Source organism: Micromonospora sp. CNZ322, from assembly GCF_007827755.1.
The window spans coordinates 36135-54465 of record NZ_VITD01000006.1 but is presented as its reverse complement, the minus strand read 5'-3'; the positions used below and the strand labels follow the sequence as shown (position 1 = coordinate 54465).

Here is an 18331-nt window from a genome sequence, read left to right as displayed (position 1 = left end):
TGGGTGCCAATTTTTGTTAGCGTTAACAGAGGCGCCCATCATATTACGGCGACATTTCACGAGGTTCAATACCTTCACCATGCCGTATCGCTTGGCATCGATTGGTCACACTCTGCAACCCATCGAGTCGCGTCTTATCGAGCGAGGAAGCCGAGAATTGGCGCGCGCTGGCGCGGGCCCACACGCGCGTGCACCGCTGGGCGGGGAACGGCGGCGAGACCACTCTCCGCACCACACCGGGGGCGAACGCCGGTTGGTGCGACCGTCAGCGACGAGGTGGGGCGACGCTCTCGCGGACGACCAGAGCGGGGGCGATGGTCTGCCGCAGCGCCCCACCGGTGCCCGACTCGATCTGGGACAGCAGCATCTGCAGGCTCGCTCGCGCCACCGCGTCGAAGTCCGGTCGGACGGTGGTCAGCGGCGGAATGAAGTACGCCGCCTCCGGTACGTCGTCGAAGCCGACCACGCTGATCTCGTGCGGCACCCGTCGACCGAACTCGTGCAGCGCCCGCAGCACGCCCAGCGCGAGATGGTCGTTGGCGGTGAAGACGGCGGTGACCTCCGGCATCCGCGCCAACATCTGCCCGCACCGGTAACCCGACGCGGCGGACCAGTCCCCCGGCATCGGCGGCGGCGGATCCAGCCCGGCGGCCAGCAGCGCCTGCCGCCAGCCGTCGATCCGACCCACGCTGTCGAACCAGTCGGTCGGCCCGGAGACGTGCCAGACAGTACGGTGCCCGGCGTCGAGCAGATGTTGCGTCGCCGCCCGGGCGCCCGCCACCTGGTCGACAGTCACCAGCGGCACCGGCCGGCTCGGATCACCGTCGACCGTGACCAGCGGGACATCCTTGGGCAGGCGCTCCAGCGCCTCACCGGCCGACTCGACCGGGGCGATGACCACGATGCCGGCCACCCGGTGCGACAGGTGCCGCTCGACGGCCGCCGAGATGGAGCGGTGGTCCAGGTTACGCACGCTGCCGACGCTGACCGCGAAGCCCTCTTCGGCGGCGGTCTGCTCCAGGGCGGCCAGCAGCGACGCCGGACCGTAGAGCGTCGTGTTCTGCGCTACCACACCGATCACCTGTGATCGACCGGTCACCAGGGCGCGTGCCGCGCCGTTGGGGCGGTAGCCGAGTTCGGCGATCGCCGCGCGTACCCGAAGCCGGGTCTGCTCACGGACGTTGGGGTGCCCGTTGAGCACCCGCGACACCGTCTGATGGGAGACACCGGCGAGACGAGCAACGTCCGTCATCGCGGGACCGTGGACGGCCATTTCACTCCCCCCGCTACATCTCCGGCCCGCGGCCCGTCGACGTCGACTGGAGCGGCCCGGCCCGGTCCCCCTCGCTCAGTCACCACGCCGGTGCTGAATCCCAGGTGACCAGCGCTGGATCGCCGACAGTCTACGCCAGCAACGGCCCCGAACACGGAACGCCTGTGTGGGGACCGCTCGACGCGCCGAGGCCGTACAACGCGGTGCCCGTCCGGAGTCCCCGACCAACAGGTACGGGACACGGTCCTGATGTGGTACGCCGGCCTGCCCTCGCTCCTGGACAGAGCGTGGAACAGGCCGGCGAGGACCTGACGCGGTGGCGCGGACTTCACATGCCGCCAGGGCTGCGTCGCCAGCGCAACCGGTCAGAGCGATCGTCGTGTGACCGGTGTCACGGGGTGGTCAGGTCGAAGCGCCGCACGGTGACCGCGCCACCGAGCGCCTGCGTCGCGTGGTTGAAGATGGCGAATCGGTAGCCCATGAAGAACTGCCAGTTGTTCGCCAGCGTCAGTGTGTTGCCGAACGAGGTGAAGTTGACCCCGTCCGTGCTGTACGAGAAACGGGCCTGTCGGCCGGAGCCGGGTCTGATGTCGGCGTTGGCGCGCAACCAGATCCGGACACCGGAGACAGCGGTGCTCGCCACCTCGCTGCCGGTGCTTGTGGTGTTCCAGCTGCCGTCCATCGTCAGGCCGTTCTGCATGACCAGTCGGGTGCTCCCGTTGTCGCGTCGGACTCCGATCCAGGCCGACGAGTTGCGCAGCACCGCCAGGCCGGTGCGATCACCGTCGCGCATGGTGGAGTAGTCCAACTCGATCGTCGCGGTCGAGGTGGGGCCCTGGATGCGGTGGGTCAGCGTGTTGCGCGCCTTGTACAGGTCGCCGGTGACGGTGGCGGTCTGCAGGTTCAGCCCGTTGTTGACCGACCACTTGCTGTTGTCCGGGTTGTGGTTCCACTCCCACTGCGGGCCGAGCGTGGTGCCGGCGAACGTGTCGGTGCCGGTGAGCGGCTTGACCGCCCGGGGCGGCGCGGGCAGGTTCGGCTTCGGGTACGAGCTGCCCCAGGTGCCGTTGACCGTCTGCAGCACCGGCCAGCCATCGCCGGTCCAGGTGATCGGGGCCATGGCCGGCATCCGGCCACCGGGGTACGCGTCGACGAAGGACATGTAGTACCAGTCCCCGTTCTGGGTCTGCACCAGGCCACCCTGGTGCGGCACACCGCCACCGGAGATCGGGCCGGGCAGGTTGAGCAGCACCTGGCGCTGCTCGTACGGGCCGAACGGGCCGTTCGTCGACTTCAGCACGTACTGGCCGTTGGCCGGGCGGGTGAGCCAGATGTAGTAGGCACCGTTGCGCTTGTAGAAACGCGCGCCCTCCAGCGTCCCGATGCTCGACGGCGTCTGGTACACCTGCTGGGCGCGGACCTGGGACTTCCCGTCGGCGGACAGCTGCGCCACGCTGATCGTGCCGTTGCCGTACGCCACGTACATGGTGTCGTTGTCGTCGACCAGCATCCCCGCGTCGTAGTAGCAGTTGGGGATGGTGGTGTGCTTGCTCCAGGCCCCGTCGACGGCGGACGCGGTGTAGATGTGGGTCTGCGCGAAGTCGATGCACCCGGCCCAGTAGTACGTCCGGTTGCTCGGCCGGTAGTTCAGCGTCGACGCCCAGATGCCGTCGACGTAGGCGTTACCACCGCTCATGTCGTACTTCGACCCGAAGTCGAGTCGAGGCACGGAGTGACCGGCGAACTCCCAGTTCACCAGGTCGTACGAGCGCAGGACCGGCGCGCCAGGCGAGTAGTGCATGGTGGACGCCGACATGTAGTAGGCGTTGTCCACCCGGATGATGTCGACGTCGGCGAAGTCCTGCCAGACCACCGGGTTCGAGTATGTGCCGTTCGACGGGGGTGGCGTCGTGGGGTCGGTCCCGCCGTCGACGCGGACGAGCTGCCACTGCTGGTTGGTGCCGTTCCAGTCGTCGTACTGCACGATGTTGCCACCGTCGGCGGTCGAGGCGCCCTGCACCTCCATCGCCTTGTTGCTGTTGCGGTTGATCAACCGAACGTAGCCGCTGTCGGAGTCGGTTAGCCGGAACTGCTGGTTGGTGCCGTTGTTGTCGGTCCACTGCACGACGCTGGCGCCGTTGGCGGTCGAGCGGCCGGAGACGTCCAGCACCTTGCCCGACAACCTCGACTTGAGTCGGTAGTAGCCGCCTCCGGAGTCCACGAACTGCCACTGCTGCTGGTTGCCGTTGTTACGCGTCCACTGGGTGATCCGCGCACCGTCGGTCGTGGCCAGGTTGTACACGTCCACGGCCTTGCCACTGTTGCGGTTCACCAACACGTACCAGGCGCTGGTGTCGACGGTGGCCGCTGACGCGGGCGACGAGGCGACGGCCGCAGCCGCGCCACCGACCACCAGCACCATCGCGGCGACGGCGAGTCTCGACAGCCACCCGCGCCGTCGCGGCGCACCCCGGGGAACCCGACCGATAGAAAGCATGATCCTCCTCTGCTGACGCGAACCGTGCGGTCTGGGTCGGCGTCCGCGGCACCGGGCGGGGCACCGAGCTGACCACGCCCGGCCATGTGATCGCTAACACCGACGGTCCGACCGTTGCGGTGACGAGGTGCCGAAACCGCGGGGGTAGGACGCGCGCGCGGCCGGACCAGCCAACGACATCGACCATCTTGGTTATAGACTGTGAGCGATAACATGCTGTTAGTCAAGGCGTAACACAACCGCCTCGTGGCCTCCGCTGGCGCACACGCGAACGGGTGGCCCACCCCCGCCCGCAGGCAGGGGTGGACCACCCGTCTTTCGTACGATCAGACCGCGCGAATCAGAAGCCGCGGGCCAGCCGGTAGTACGCCTGGTTCCAGCGCAGCTCGTCGGCGAAGCGGCGAGGCTCCGTGGCGGCGTCGATGACGACGAGCTCGGTGCGGCTCATCTCCGCCAGGTCGTGCAGCTCCTCCACGCCCACCGCCTGCGACAGCACTGTGTGGTGCGGAGCGCCCGCGGTGATCCACGCTTCGGCCGAGACCGGCAGGTCGGGGCGCGGACGCCAGACGGCACGGGCAACCGGCAACCTGCGCAGCGGCTGCGGCGGCGCCACCACGTCGATCTCGTTGGCCACCAGCCGGAAACGCTCCCCCATGTCGGACAGCCCGAGCACCACGGCCGGACCGGGCGCGGCGTCGAACACCAGCCGGACCGGGTCCTCCCGGCCACCGATGCTCAGCGGATGGATCTCCACGTTGGGCACGTCGGAGGCGATCGTCGGACAGACCTCCAGCATGTGGGCGCCGAGCACCAACTCGTTGCCCGGGGTGAGGTCGTAGGTGTAGTCCTCCATGAACGACGTGCCGCCGCTCACGCCCACCGACATCGCCTTGAGGGTGCGGACCAGGACCGAGGTCTTCCAGTCGCCCTCACCGCCGAAGCCGTAGCCGTCCGCCATCAGCCGCTGCACGGCGATGCCCGGCAGCTGACGCAGCCCACCGAGGTCCTCGAAGTTCGTCGTGAAGGCCCGGAACCCGCCCGCGTCCAGGAAGGCGCGCATGCCCAACTCCACGCGCGCGGCGTACCGCAGTGAGTCGTGCTGCTCACCGCCCGGCAGCAGCTCGCCGACGATGCGGTAGGTGTCCTCGTACTCCTTGACCAGGTCGTCCACCTGCGCGTCGGTGACCTCGCCGACCACCTCGACCAGGTCGTTGACGCCGTAGGTGTTGACCGAGACCCCGAACCGCAGCTCGGCCTCGACCTTGTCGCCCTCGGTCACCGCGACGTCGCGCATGTTGTCACCGAAGCGGGCCAGGCGCAGCGACCGCATCGCCGACCAGCCCAGCGCGGCGCGGGCCCAGGCCCCGATCCGAGTGGTCACCCGCGGGTCGCTGACGTGCCCGGCCACGGTCTTACGGGCCACACCGAGACGCGTCTGGATGTACCCGAACTCACGGTCGCCGTGGGCGGCCTGGTTCAGGTTCATGAAGTCCATGTCGATGTCGTTCCACGGCAGCAGAACGTTGGCCTGGGTGTGCAGGTGCAGCAGCGGTGTCTGCAACGCGTCCAGACCGGAGATCCACATCTTGGCCGGTGAGAACGTGTGCATCCAGGCGATGACCCCGACGGCACCCTGAGCGGCGGCGTCCCGGCAGACCTGCAGGATCTCACCGCTGTTGGTCAGGACGGGCTTCCAGACCACGCGGGCGGGAATCTGCGGCGAGTCGTCGAGTGCGGCCGCGATCTGGCGAGACTGCTCGGCCACCTGGCGGAGCGTCTCCTCGCCGTACATGCCTTGGCTGCCGGTGAGGAACCAGATCTCGGGTTCGGTGTGTGGTGCCATGGAGTTGCCTTCCGCGAGAGGGGCGGTCACTTGTAACGGATTCCGATGAGGCGCTGGAGGAGGATGAACGCGAAGAGCAGACCGCCAATCACGATCTTGGTCCACCAGGAGTTGAGGCTCCCGTCGAAGGTGATGAGGGTCTGGATCACGCCGAGGACCAGCACGCCGAGCACCGTGCCGAAGACGTAACCAGCGCCGCCGGTGAGCACCGTGCCACCGATGACGACGGCGGCGATGACGTCCAGCTCCATCCCCACGCCGATCAGCGGCGCGCCGGAGAGGGTGTAGAAGGACAGCAGGATCCCGCCGATGGCCGAGCACAGACCACTGATCGTGTAAACGGCGATCCGGGTCCGGCCCACCGGCAGGCCCATCAGCAGCGCCGACTGCGGGTTGCCGCCGATGGCGTACACGTTGCGCCCCAGCCGGGTGTAGGCCAGCGTGTACGCGGCGATGACGACCACCACGAAGGCGATCAGCACGCTGATCGACACGAAGTTGCCCTGGGGGTTACCGATCCGCTCCTGCGACATCGAGGTCCAGAACCCGTCGGTGATCGGGATCGACGCGCCGGAGATGAAGGTGCACATGCCCCGGGCGAAGAACATCCCGGCGAGCGTGACGATGAACGGCTGGATCTCGAAGAAGTGGATGACGCAGCCCATCAACAGGCCGAGTGTCGGACCGATGAGCAGGGCGATGACCAGCACCAGCGCCGCCGGCATGCCGTCCTGCAGCAGCGCGGCCGACACCATCGCCGTCATGGCGACCACCGAACCGACCGACAGGTCGATGCCACCGGTGAGGATCACGAAGGTCATGCCCACCGCGACGACGAGCAGGAAGCCGTTGTCGATGAAGACGTTGAAGATGACCTGGACGTTGGAGAACGCCGTGTACTGCGAGACGCCGATGCCGTACATCACCAGCAGCAGGGCGAGCGTCGCCAGGACCGGTATCTGCTTCCTCGGCAGCCGGAACCGGGTACGACCGGCGGTAAGCGTTCCAGTGGTCATGCCGGCACCTGCTCCTTCGGCTTGTCGGCGATGGTGGCGGGCGGCGGGGCGTTGCGCCTACGTCGGCTGAACCGGGCCCGGAAGGCCGGCGCCTGGATGAGGCAGACGGCGATGACGACGACCGCCTTGAACAGCAGCGAGGTCTGCGGTGAGATGTCCATGGCGTACACCGTGGTGGTCAGGGTCTGGATGATCAGCGCGCCGATGATCGTGCCGCTGAGGAAGAACCGGCCACCCGCGAGCGACGTACCGCCGATGACGACCGCGAGGATCGCGTCCAGCTCGACCCAGAGGCCGGCGGCGTTGCCGTCGGCGCTGGAGACGTTTGCGGTCATCATGAAACCGGCGACCGCCGCACAGGCGGCGCTGATCACGTACACCAGGAAGATGACCCGGCCGGACCGGATGCCGGCGAGCCGGCTGGCCATGGCGTTGCCGCCCACCGACTCGATGATCATGCCGAGTGCGGTGCGACGGGTGAACGCGGCGACCAGCAGGGCTGCGGCGAGCGCGATGAAGATGGCCAGCGGCAGGGTCAACGCGTGGCCCAGGCCGATCGCCCGGTACGGCTCGGAGTTGATGGTGATGATCTGGCCCTCGGTGATCAGCTGGGCGAGACCCCGACCGGCCACCATCAGGATCAGGGTGGCGATGATCGGTTGGATACCGATCACGGCCACCAGCACCCCGTTCCAGGCGCCGAGCACGAGCGAGACACCCAGCGCCATCGCGAGGGCGGTCACCACCACGCCAAGGCTGTTCTGGTCGGGCTGCTTGCTGATGTACATGCAGGCGATGGCGCCGCTGATCGCGCAGAGCGAGCCCACCGACAGGTCGATGCCGCCGGTGGAGATGACCAGGGTCATGCCCAACGCGACGAGGATCAGCGGTGCGCTCAGCCGCAGGATGTCGATCGGCGTGCCGTACAGGTGCCCGTCCTTGAGCTCGATGGACAGGAACCCGGGCCGGTAGATCGTATTGGCGGCGAGCATGACGAACAGCACGGCGGCGGGCCAGAACAGCCGGTGACCGATCATCGTCCGATAGCGGCTCATGGTGTCGTTCATCGGTCTGCCTCCTCCCGGTGGGATCCGCTGGCGATGGTCTGCATGATGCGGTCGGCGTCCAGGCTCTCGTCGTTGGCGAGCTGCGCGACCATCTGCCGGTCCCGCATGACCGCCACCTTGTGGCTGAGGCGCAGCACCTCCTCCAGCTCGGCGGAGATGAACAGCACCGCCATGCCCCCGTCGGACAGCTGCGTCACGAGCTTCTGGATCTCGGTCTTCGCGCCGATGTCGATGCCCCGGGTCGGCTCGTCGAGGATCAGCAGTCGCGGCTCGGTGATCAGCCACCGGGCCAGCAGCACCTTCTGCTGGTTGCCGCCGGAGAGGTTGCGTACCGGCACCTCCGGGTCGGCGGGCCGGATGTTGAGGGCCTTGACGTACTTGTCGACCAGCTCGTCCTGGCGGCGACGCGGAATGGGCCGCAGCCAGCCGCGTGCCGCCTGCATGGCGAGGATCATGTTCTCGCGGACCGACAGGTCCGCGACGATCCCCTCGGCCCGGCGGTTCTCCGAACAGAAGCCCACGCCGTGGTCGATGGCCTGCGCGGGGGTGCGCAGGCTGGTCGCCGCGCCGTCGATCGCCACCTGACCGCCGTCGGTCCGATCGGCCCCGAACAGCAACCGCGCGACCTCGGTACGCCCCGAGCCCAGCAGGCCGGCCAGGCCCACCACCTCGCCGGCGTGGATGGTGAGACTGAACGGCTCGACCGCACCCGCCCGACCGAAGTCCGACACCGCCACCAGTGGGGTGCCCTCCTCCAGCGCGGCCAGGTCCCGCCGGGAGTGCTCCTCGATGCCCTCCAGGACGTCGAGCTCCTTGCCGATCATCTTCTCGACCAGGGAGAGCTGGGGCAGCTCGGCGGTGAGGTACTCGCCGACGAGCCCGCCGTTGCGCAGCACGGTGATCCGGTCGGCGATCTCGTAGACCTGGTCGAGGAAGTGGGTCACGAACAGGATCGCAATGCCCTCGTCGCGCAGTTGCCGCATGATGCGGAACAGCTGTGCCACCTCGCTTGCGTCGAGGCTGGACGTCGGTTCGTCCAGGATCAGCACCCGGGCCTTGATGTCGATCGCGCGGGCGATGGCGACCATCTGCTGGATCGCGAGCGAGTACGAGCCGAGAGGCGCGCTGACGTCGAGGTCGAGGTCGAGGCGGGCCAGCAGGGCCCGGGCGCGGCGCCGAACCTCACCCCAGCGGACGGCGCCGAAGACCCGAGGCTCACGGCCGATGAAGATGTTCTCCGCCACCGAGAGGTTGGTGCAGAGGTTGACTTCCTGGAAAACGGTGCTCACACCGGCGGCGGTCGCCTGCATCGGCCCGTTGAACGACACGGACTCACCGTCGAGGGTGATCGCGCCCTGGTCGGTGTCGTAGACGCCGGTGAGCACCTTGATGAGGGTGGACTTGCCGGCGCCGTTCTCGCCCATCAGGGCGTGCACCTCGCCGGGGAAGAGCCGGAAGTTGACGTCGTGGAGTGCGCGCACCCCGGGGAAGGACTTGCTGATCCCGGTCATCGTCAGGACCGGACGGCTATCCGTCATCCCATCAGACCTCTTCTGGGTTGTCGACACGGAAGGGCCGCTACGCTCCCGCCGCGCCCGCCCGGTCGTCCCCTGGGGGGCCGCTCGGGCGGGCGCGGTTTCGGAGGTCGTCGCGGGCCGAGCCCGGTCCGTTTCGGGTAGGAAAGCGACGCGGCGGGGCCGCCACGCGAGCGCGGCGACCCCGTCGTCGATCAGTACTTACGGTTGGGCAGAGCTTCCTTGGCCTGTTCGGTCGTGAAGGTGGTCTCCTGCGTCTCGATCCGAGCAGGCACCTCCTGGCCGTCCTTGACCTTCTTGGCGAGGTCCATCAGCTGTGGGCCGAGTAGCGGGCTGCACTCCGCGATGAAGTTGAACTTCCCGTCGGCGAGAGCCTGCATGCCGTCCTTGACGGCGTCGATCGTGATGATGGTGATGTCCTTGCCCGGCACCTTGCCCGCGGCGGTGATCGCCTCGAGCGCGCCCAGACCCATGTCGTCGTTGTGCGCGAACAGCACGTCGATCTTCGGGTTGGCCTTGAGGAACTGCTCCATGACCTGCTTACCGCCGGCCCGGGTGAAGTCGCCCGTCTGCGAGGCGATGACCTTCAGGTTCGGGTTGGCGGCGATCGCCTCGGCGAAGCCCTTCTTGCGGTCGTTCGCCGGCGCCGCGCCCGTGCTGCCCTGCAGCTCGACGATGTTCACCGGACCCGAGGCGGTCTTCTTCTGCTCGACCAGCCACTCACCGGCGAGCTTGCCCTCCTTGACAAAGTCCGAGCCGAGGAAGGTCTTGTACAGCGACTTGTCGGCCGAGTCCACCGAGCGGTCGGTCAGGATGACCGGGATGCCGGCGTCCTTGGCCTCCTTGAGCACGGTGTCCCACCCGGACTCCACCACCGGCGAGAAGGCGATCACGTCGACCTTCTGCTGGATGTAGTTGCGGATCGCCTTGATCTGGTTTTCCTGCTTCTGCTGAGCGTCGTCGAACTTCAGCTCGATTCCGGCGGCCGTGGCGGCCTCCTTGATCGAGATGGTGTTCGCGGTACGCCACCCGCTCTCCGCACCGACCTGGGAGAAGCCCATCGTGATCTTGCCGTCGTCCTTGGTGCCGCCGCCGCCCGTGTCGCTATTGCCGCAGGCCGCCACGCCGCCGACCAGCAGCACGCTGGCGAGGACCGCGGCAGCGCGCCACGGAGCGGACTGCGTTCGCATCTTTCCCATCGAATCTCCTTGGCTGGATGTGGTGGGTAACCGCGCCAACCGCCGAGGTGCGAAGAAGCGGCGTACGCGGGTGGTGCGTGCTGGTGCGTCGTGGTGCAGACCGACGGGTCCCGGATGATCGGTGCAGGGGTCAGGAACCCGCCGGTGCGACTGGTTGTTGACCGTAGACGTTCTGGTAACGGTCATAAAGAGCATCAATGTCTGCCTGGGCCATCGGGACCGGTTGCCCAAGGGTGTGGGCGAGGTGCGCGGTACGGGCCACGTCCTCGCACATGACCGCCGCCTTGACCGCCGCGCGGGCGTCGCGGCCGATCGTGAACACGCCGTGGTTGCGCATCAGCACCGCGGGCGAGCGGTGCCCGGCGAGCGTGGCGACGATGCCCTTGCCGATGTCGTCACCGCCGATCAGCGCGAACGGGCCGATCGGGATCTCCCCGCCGAACTCGTCGGCCTGGGCGGTGAGGTGGCAGGGGATCGACTCCCCGCACGCGGCCCAGGCGGTCGCGTACGAGCTGTGCGTGTGCACGACCCCACCGACCTCGGGCATGGCCCGGTAGACGTAGGCGTGGGCGGCGGTGTCGCTGGACGGGGCGAAGTCGCCCTCGACGAGAACGCCGTCGAGGTCGCACACCACCATCGTGGCCGCGGTGAGGTCGTCGTAGCTCACCCCACTCGGCTTGATCACCATCAGGTCCTGGCCGGGAACCCGCGCGGAGACGTTGCCGGACGTCCAGGCGACCAGGTTGTACCGGGTCAGCTCGGCGTGCAGGCGGGCTACGGTCTCGCGCAGCTCGGCGATCTGTCGGGTCACCTCGGCGTTCACGCCACCACCTCCAACGGGGCCTCGTGGGTGGTCGCGGCGGTCTCGACCGCCGCGTTGCGGATCGCCCGCAGGCGGAGCATGACGTCGTTGCCGCCACGTCCGAAGTGGTCGTGCAGCGCGCGGTACTCGGCGTAGAGGGCGTCGTAGGCGCGGGCCCGCTCGGGGTCCGGACGGTAGACCGCCTCGTGCACCCGACCCATCGCCTGCGACGCCTCGTGGATCGAGGGGAAATCACCGGCGGCGACGGCGGCGTGGATCGCCGAGCCCAGCGCCGGCCCCTGCGCCGAGGCGATGATGTTCAGCGGTCGCCTGGTCACGTCGGCGTAGATCTGCATCAGCAGCGCGTTGTTTGTCAGACCACCGGCGATCACCAGGTCGTTCACCGGGACTCCGGCGTCGACGAACGCCTCGATGATCATCCGGGTGCCGTACGCGGTGGACTCCAGCAGGGCTCGGTAGATGTCCGCCGGCCGGGTGGCCAGGGTCATGCCGACGATCATCCCGCTGAGGTCGTGGTTGACCAGCAGGGAACGGTTGCCGTTCCACCAGTCCAACGCGATCAGGCCGTGCGCGCCGACGGGCTGACTCGCGGCCAGCTCGGTGAGGCGCTCGTGCGAGTCGACGCCCGCCGGGGCGGCGTGCTCGACGAACCAGCCGAAGATGTCGCCGACACCGCTCTGCCCGGCCTCGTAACCCCACGCGCCGGGGCTGATGCCACCGTCCACCACACCGCACATGCCGGCCACCTCGGCGACCTCCGCGCCGTTGACGACGTGGCAGGTCGAGGTGCCCATGATGGCGACCAGCCGGCCGGGCTGCACCGCCTGCGCGGACGCCGCGGTGACGTGCGCGTCGACGTTGCCGACGGCCACCGCGATCCCCTCCGGCAGGCCGGTCCAGGCGGCGGCCTGGGCGGTGAGCGCGCCGGCCCGGGCACCGAGGGGCAGCAACGGACCGTCCAGCTTGGCCACGAAGTCCCCGAAGTTGGGGTTGAGCGCGGTCAGGAAGCCCTCGGAGGGGTAGTGACCGTCCTGCAGGATGCCCTTGTAGCCGGCCGTGCAGACGTTACGGGTCTCGGTGCCGCAGAGCTGCCAGACGATCCAGTCGGCCGCCTCGATGAAGCGCTCGGCCCGGTCGTAGACCTCCGGGTCCTCCTCCAGGATCTGCAGACCCTTGGCGTACTGCCACTCAGCGGAGATCTTGCCGCCGTACCGGCCGATCCACGGCTCGGCCCGCTCATGGGCCAGCGCGTTGATCCGGTCGGCGTGCGGCTGCGCGGCGTGGTGCTTCCACAGCTTGACCCAGGCGTGCGGTCGGTCGCGCAGCTCGGGCGTCTCGCACAGCGGGGTGCCGTCGGCGAGCGTCGGCAGCACGGTGCAGGCGGTGAAGTCGATGCCGATGCCGACCACCGCCGCCGGGTCCACCCCCGCGGCGGACACCGCCGCCGGAACGGCGTACCGCAGAACGTCGCGGTAGTCCTGTGGGTTCTGCAGGGCCCAGTCCGGGGGCAGCGTTCGACCCCCCGGAAGCGCCGTGCTGATCACGCCATCGCCGTACTCGTGCACCGCGGTCCCCAACTCGGCACCATCGCCGACACGGACCACCAGAGCTCGCCCGGACAGGGTGCCGTAGTCGACACCGACGACGTAGCGGTCGTCAGCTCCGTCCACACGGTTCATGTTCACCTCCACCGTTAACGGGGATAGTGTTAACGCTCACATCCAGGCTCGTCAAGACATCTACCCGCAACAGCTCCGTAACGGAACGCGGAAGGCGGACCGACTCGGGAGGGTAGATAGCGGACCGGTGCAAACCCGAAGAATCCGCCCTCAACTGCGGCAGCCATCCGACGAATGGGGCCCACGTCCGGTACGAGAGCCACCCGAACACCGGTCGACAGGCGGCGCGACAGTTACAGCGCGCCGCACACCGCGGCTTCGCCGTCCGATAGCGACCACTTGTCCCCCGGCGATGATGGCAGCGATAACATCCCCGGTGCGTTGCGGTCGCGCGCTCTGGATCCCCCCGACAGCCATCGACGACCATGCGGGCTCATGGCTGAGCGCTCCGGAGGGCGATCCACCCACCGCGAAGCCGGACGGCATGCCTGTGTTATCGATAACATTCAACGTCTTGGTGTGCCCGCGTCCCCCGGTCGGCGCCCGCGCCCAACGGCGCGTCGGGCGGCCCCGGAAAGCAAGATCCACTCGCGCTTCTTGAAGTCGCGGGTTCCGCGGCGGCGTGATCAGCCGAATTCACGAAAGCCGAGTCGATCACGCACTCACGCCAGCGGTCCGCCGCCCAATCACGCACTCGCGTCGGCGGCCCGACGTCCGATCACGCACTCGCACCGCCGACCCGCCGGTCGCACTACGCCACGAGCCGGCGGCCCGACCCCTGTGGGCCGAGCCGCCGGCTCTCCGCTGCGTTGCCGGGACCGAGCGCGCCGGACGGATCAGGCCGTCCGGTTGCGGTTGTACAGGGCCTTGGCCCAGAGGAAGCAGCCCACGGTGATGACGGCGCACCAGACGACCGCGATGAGCCCGTTGGCGCCGATCCCGGTACCCAGCAGCAGGCCGCGAAGGGTCTCCATGACGGGCGTGAAGGGCTGGTAGTCCGCGAACCACCGCACGGCGGTCGGCATGGAGTCGGTGGGGACGAACCCGCTGCCGAGGAACGGCAGGAGGATCAGCGGCATGGGCAGGTTGCTGGCCGTCTCGACGCTGTCACTGACCAGGCCGAGGGCGACGGACAGCCAGGTGAGCGCAAAGGTGATCATGGCAAGGACGCCGATCGCCGCGAGCCACTCGACCGCGTTGGCGTTGGGCCGGAACCCGACCAGCAGCGCCACGACGGTGACGGCCGCGAGGCTGAGCATGGTCTGCACCAGGCTGCCTAGCACGTGACCCGTCAGGACCGACGGTCGGAAGATCGACATCGTGCGGAACCGGGCGATGATCCCCTCGGTCATGTCCATCGCGACCGAGATGGCGGTGCCCTGCGCGGCGCTGACCACAGTGATGAGCAGGATGCCGGGGGTGACGTAGTTGGCGTACTGGGAGCGGTCGCCGGACGGGCCGAGACCGGCGCCGAGCGTGCCGCCGAAGACGTAGACGAAGAGCAGCAGGATGATGATCGGGATGCCGATGAGCAGGAACGTCATCGACGGGTACCGCCGCATGTGCAGCAGGTTTCGCCGCAGCATGGTGCTCGAGTCGCGGACGGCGAGGGAGAGGGTGCTCATCGCGCGGGAGCCCTTTCGTGGTCGGGTCGGCTGGCCCGCGTGTCGGGCTGACCGGTGAGGGTGAGGAAGACGTCGTCGAGGTCGGGGGTGTGGACGGAGAGCCCCGCCACGCTGATCGAGGCGCGGTCGAGCTGGTCGAGCAGGGATCGCAGCGACCCGACCCCACCGTCACTCGGCACCTGGAGGGTGAGCGCCGCGTCGTCCCGGGTGGCGGCGTCGAACGTCCGGGCCGCCGAGTCGAGCCCCTCCTGGTCGGCGAACTGCAACACGACGTGGCCGCCCGGGATGAGCCGCTTGAGCTCGCGCGGAGTGCCCTCGGCGATCAGTCGGCCGTGGTCGAGGAACGCCACCCGGTCGGCGAGCTGGTCGGCCTCCTCCAGGTACTGCGTGGTGAGCAGGATGGTCACGCCCTCGGCGGCGAGCGCGCGGATGATGTGCCACATGGCCCGGCGGCTGCGTGGGTCGAGGCCGGTGGTCGGCTCGTCGAGGAAGATGACCCGGGGCTCGCCGACCAGGGTCATCGCGAGGTCGAGGCGTCGGCGCATGCCACCGGAGTACGTCGACACCGGCTTGCCCGCCGCCTCGGTCAGGTCGAACTGGTCGAGCAGGTCGGCGATCCGCCGCCGACCGGCGGCCCTGTCCAGGTGGCACAGGTCGGCCATCAGGATCAGGTTCTCCCGACCGGTGAGCAGGTTGTCTACGGCGGAGAACTGGCCGGTGACGCCGATCAGCGCGCGTACCGCGTCGGGTTCCCGGGTCAGGTCGTGGCCGAAGACGCGGGCGTTACCGCCGTCGGCGTCGATCAGGGTGGAAAGGATCTGCACGGTGGTGGTCTTGCCGGCGCCGTTCGGACCGAGCAACGCGAAGATGGTGCCCTCGGTGATCATCAGGTCGATGCCGTTCAGCACGACCTTGTCGCCGTAGGACTTGCGCAGGTCGGTGGCGACGATCGCGGGGTTCATGGAGCTGGTCATGGTCTCCTCATTTGTGGTCGGCGGGGCGGTGGGGTCAGGCGCGGCGGATCATGATGTCGCCGTAGGACGTGTTCGCCCGGACCTCGACCGTCTCGTCGGTCTGCGCCGGGCTGTCGGTCGACTCCAGCGCGTTGTGCACGCGGCCGTGCTTGGAACTCACGTCGAGCCAGGCGGCGGTCCCGCGACGGATGCCGACCTCGATCGCGCCGAAGGAGGTCTGTGCGTCGATCGCGCCGCGGGTGACCGCACCGAGCCGCAGGTTGCCGTAGGCGGTGCGCGCCGTCACCGAGGCCTGCGAGGCGTCCACTGTGATGTCGCCGTAGGCGGTGTTGATCCGGACGTCGCCACCGCTGTGGCCGATCCAGCAGTCGCCGGACGAGTTCTTGATCTCGGCGGTGCCGTCGACCGCGCCGATGCGCACCTTGCCGGACGAGGCCTTCACCCGGGCGGAGCCCAGCACATGCTCGACAGCGACCTCGCCGTGGCTGCTGTCGATCTCCAACGGCCCGGTCTCGTCGAGTCGGATGCCGCTGCCGGTCTTGATCCGACACTCGCCGAGCCGACCCTCGCAGCGGAATGCCGCCCACGCCGCCTCGGCGTACACCCGTGACCCGGTCGGCACCTCGATCTGGACGTCGACCGACGGCCCGGGGCCGAACCCGTAGCGGCGCCAGCTCTTCGGCACGCGGATCACCAGTCGCCCGGCGGTGAACTCGACGGTGCTCTGGTCGGCGGCGCTCACGTCGGCCTTGCTCGACGGGTCACGCGGCCGCACCGTCACCACCGTGTCGGTGCGGTCGCTCGCGGCGATCCAGGCATCGCCGATCGGCAGCTCGATCTGGACGGAAATCGGTTCTGGCGTCTCGAAAACAGGCATGGTGGTCTCCCGAACTGTGGTCGGCGGAGGTCGCCGCTGGTCAGCGGCGTGGTGGTGGAAGGGGTACGGGGAGTTAGCGGGCCCAGCCGGTGAAGTGCTGGCCGGAGGTCGGCTCCACCCGGCGGGGTGGACGACGCTGCGTATCGCCCGCCCCGATGGCACCGGCGACGGCGCGCACCAGCCAGGCGTTGACCGAGAGCCCGGCGCGGCTGGCGGCGTCCTCGACGCTGGCCTTCAGGTGGTCGGGGAGCCGCAGGTTGATCCGCGAGGTGCCGCCCTCGTCGCCGTCAGGCGCGGACACCGGCACCGCCAGCGGTGGCGGGCCGCTGGGCTCGCTCGCCACCGCGACCGGCGGGCTGGCCGGCGTCACCACGAAGTCGGGCTCGCGCCCGCGCAACCGAACGTGCACCGAGCCCGGTGCGAGGTCGCGGGTGATCTCGTCGGCCGCGTCCGACAGCGCTTCGAGCAGCGTGAGACGGGTGGCGGCCTCCAACTGCGCGAAGAGTCGTTCGGCCAACGCTCGGGCCTCCGGGTCCACGCCCTCCGCGGCCACGGCGAACTCGTTACGCAGGTTCTCGACGTATGACCTCAGCTCCATGGCACCATCATGGCACCACTTTGGCTCAGAGTGCAACAGGCGTGGCTCAGGAAGATGCCGACGCCTGGCTCCGCCGAGGGTCACCTGGCTCTCAGAGAGAGCCGAAAAGCCTCCTGACCAGGTGGTTCGCGTCCTCCTGGCTCAGGCCGGAGGCGACCAGGAGGTCACTGACGGTCGTCCGGACCTGTGCCACCACCACCGCACCGGAGAAGCCGACGCCGTCCCGGTAGGCGTGGCCGGCCGTCCGGACCGCTCGTAGCGCCTGCTCCCGGGCCCGGTTCGGCTCGGCGCCGGCGGCGAACTGCCGCTTGAGCAGGCGGACCGCCTCGGCGAGATCGGCCACCGCCGTCGGCAGCGACTCCGGCACCGGCTCGCCGTCCTCGATGAGCGTCACCGATCGTCGGATCAGGGTGCCGCTGTTGCGCATCGCCCGGTCGATCGGCTCTGCCGCCTGCGCGTAGCGGCCCACCGGCCCGTGCCGTTGATGCCAGTACACCGGTGACAGGGTGCTCGCCTCCCGGGCGCCCTGGGTCGCCTCGACGAACGCCTTCAACCGGCCCGCGCTCTGCCGCAGCTCACCCCGGGCGGTACGGGCCAGAGCGGCATCCCGCTCGGCCAGCGCCTCGGCGGTGGCGTCAAGCTGGGTCGCGAGAAGATCCAACGCCGGCCGCGCGGCCCGGTTGAGCACCCGCAGCGGGTTCAGCGGCAGCAACACGGCGGTGACCAGCAGCGCCACCCCTCCCCCGACGAGCGCGTCCACGAACCGGGGGATCTCCAGATCCCGGACGGCCGGGCTGAGCGTGGCGATGAGCACCGCCGTCGCCCCCGCCTGGATCACCACCGCCGCGCTACCCACCAGGAAGAGCGCGACGACGATCGCCAGCACGACGATCAGGGCGAGCTGCCACCACCCGGTGCCGATCACCAGGAGGAGCAGGTCGCCGATCAGCACTCCGACGGCGACCCCGATGATCAGCTCGACGGTGCGACGCAACCGCTGGCCGACCGACGCGGCGAGCGTCGAGACGGCGGAGATCGGCGCGAAGACCGGCTGCGACACCTGCAGCAGCGAATGCGCCACCAGCCAGGCCAGCGCCGCGGCCAGGCCGGCCTGCACGGCAAGGCCGCCGATCGTTCGTACCCGACGGACCCGGTCGCGCAACGCGGCCACCAGGCGGTCCCGCCACCGGGCGACGGTCGACGGGCCCGCGTCCGCTCCGCGCCGACCGGCAGCGACCATGGCGGCACCTACCCCGCCACGACCGGATCAATCCTCGCCGGCATGGCCCGGCCGGTGACCGCCGGTCGGGCCCGGCCTGGGCGGTAGCGCCCCGGCCGGGATTGAGGGCGTCCGGATCGGGTAGACCCGGCTCTGCCGTCACCGC

Annotated in this window: 14 protein-coding genes; all 14 read right to left on the bottom strand. The window is 69.3% G+C overall.

From position 1 onward, the window contains the following. Positions 1–265 precede the first annotated feature (265 nt). Positions 266–1252, bottom strand: coding sequence for a LacI family DNA-binding transcriptional regulator (locus FB453_RS16175; RefSeq protein WP_208646727.1), 987 nt, complete (start codon positions 1250–1252; stop codon positions 266–268). Positions 1253–1664: 412 nt separating this feature from the next. Continuing rightward, on the bottom strand, positions 1665–3770 hold the full coding sequence (locus FB453_RS16170; protein WP_145791170.1) for a family 43 glycosylhydrolase: 2106 nt from the start codon (positions 3768–3770) through the stop codon (positions 1665–1667). A 340-nt stretch (positions 3771–4110) separates the two neighbouring features. Beyond that, positions 4111–5613 carry an L-arabinose isomerase gene (araA, locus tag FB453_RS16165; RefSeq protein WP_091401160.1) on the bottom strand — a complete coding sequence of 501 codons (1503 nt, stop codon included), beginning with the start codon at positions 5611–5613 and terminating at the stop codon, positions 4111–4113. 26 nt (positions 5614–5639) lie between these two features. Further along, positions 5640–6629 (bottom strand): galactofuranose ABC transporter, permease protein YjfF, encoded by a 990-nt coding sequence (yjfF, locus tag FB453_RS16160; protein WP_112585349.1) that lies wholly within the window; start codon positions 6627–6629, stop codon positions 5640–5642. Further along, positions 6626–7696, bottom strand: coding sequence for an ABC transporter permease (locus tag FB453_RS16155; RefSeq protein ID WP_145791168.1), 1071 nt, complete (start codon positions 7694–7696; stop codon positions 6626–6628). Before FB453_RS16155 ends, yjfF begins: the two co-directional genes overlap by 4 nt. Further along, on the bottom strand, positions 7693–9234 hold the full coding sequence (locus FB453_RS16150) for a sugar ABC transporter ATP-binding protein (protein WP_145791166.1): 1542 nt from the start codon (positions 9232–9234) through the stop codon (positions 7693–7695). The genes FB453_RS16155 and FB453_RS16150 overlap by 4 nt, the downstream gene beginning before the upstream one ends. A 191-nt stretch (positions 9235–9425) precedes the next feature. Beyond that, positions 9426–10430: an ABC transporter substrate-binding protein gene (locus FB453_RS16145; protein ID WP_486480296.1), complete on the bottom strand. Its 1005-nt coding sequence runs from the start codon at positions 10428–10430 to the stop codon at positions 9426–9428. Positions 10431–10560: 130 nt separating this feature from the next. After that, positions 10561–11253 carry an L-ribulose-5-phosphate 4-epimerase gene (locus tag FB453_RS16140; protein WP_181518457.1) on the bottom strand — a complete coding sequence of 231 codons (693 nt, stop codon included), beginning with the start codon at positions 11251–11253 and terminating at the stop codon, positions 10561–10563. After that, positions 11250–12932: a ribulokinase gene (gene araB, locus FB453_RS16135; RefSeq protein WP_145791164.1), complete on the bottom strand. Its 1683-nt coding sequence runs from the start codon at positions 12930–12932 to the stop codon at positions 11250–11252. The genes FB453_RS16140 and araB overlap by 4 nt, the downstream gene beginning before the upstream one ends. A 776-nt stretch (positions 12933–13708) precedes the next feature. Continuing rightward, a complete protein-coding gene (locus tag FB453_RS16130) occupies positions 13709–14497 on the bottom strand; it encodes an ABC transporter permease (protein ID WP_145791162.1) in 789 nt (262 codons plus the stop codon). Continuing rightward, entirely contained in the window at positions 14494–15471 is a 978-nt protein-coding gene (locus FB453_RS16125) for an ATP-binding cassette domain-containing protein (protein WP_112601657.1), read from the bottom strand. The genes FB453_RS16130 and FB453_RS16125 overlap by 4 nt, the downstream gene beginning before the upstream one ends. A 34-nt stretch (positions 15472–15505) precedes the next feature. Beyond that, complete coding sequence (locus FB453_RS16120; protein WP_145791159.1) at positions 15506–16348, bottom strand: DUF4097 family beta strand repeat-containing protein; 843 nt, start codon at positions 16346–16348, stop codon at positions 15506–15508. Between the two features lie 73 nt (positions 16349–16421). After that, the gene (locus tag FB453_RS16115; RefSeq protein WP_145791158.1) at positions 16422–16946 is read right to left on the bottom strand and encodes a hypothetical protein; all 525 of its coding nucleotides are present in this window, start codon (positions 16944–16946) and stop codon (positions 16422–16424) included. A gap of 91 nt (positions 16947–17037) precedes the next feature. Then, positions 17038–18186 (bottom strand): FUSC family protein, encoded by a 1149-nt coding sequence (locus FB453_RS16110; protein WP_145791155.1) that lies wholly within the window; start codon positions 18184–18186, stop codon positions 17038–17040. Between the last annotated feature and the right edge of the window lie 145 nt (positions 18187–18331).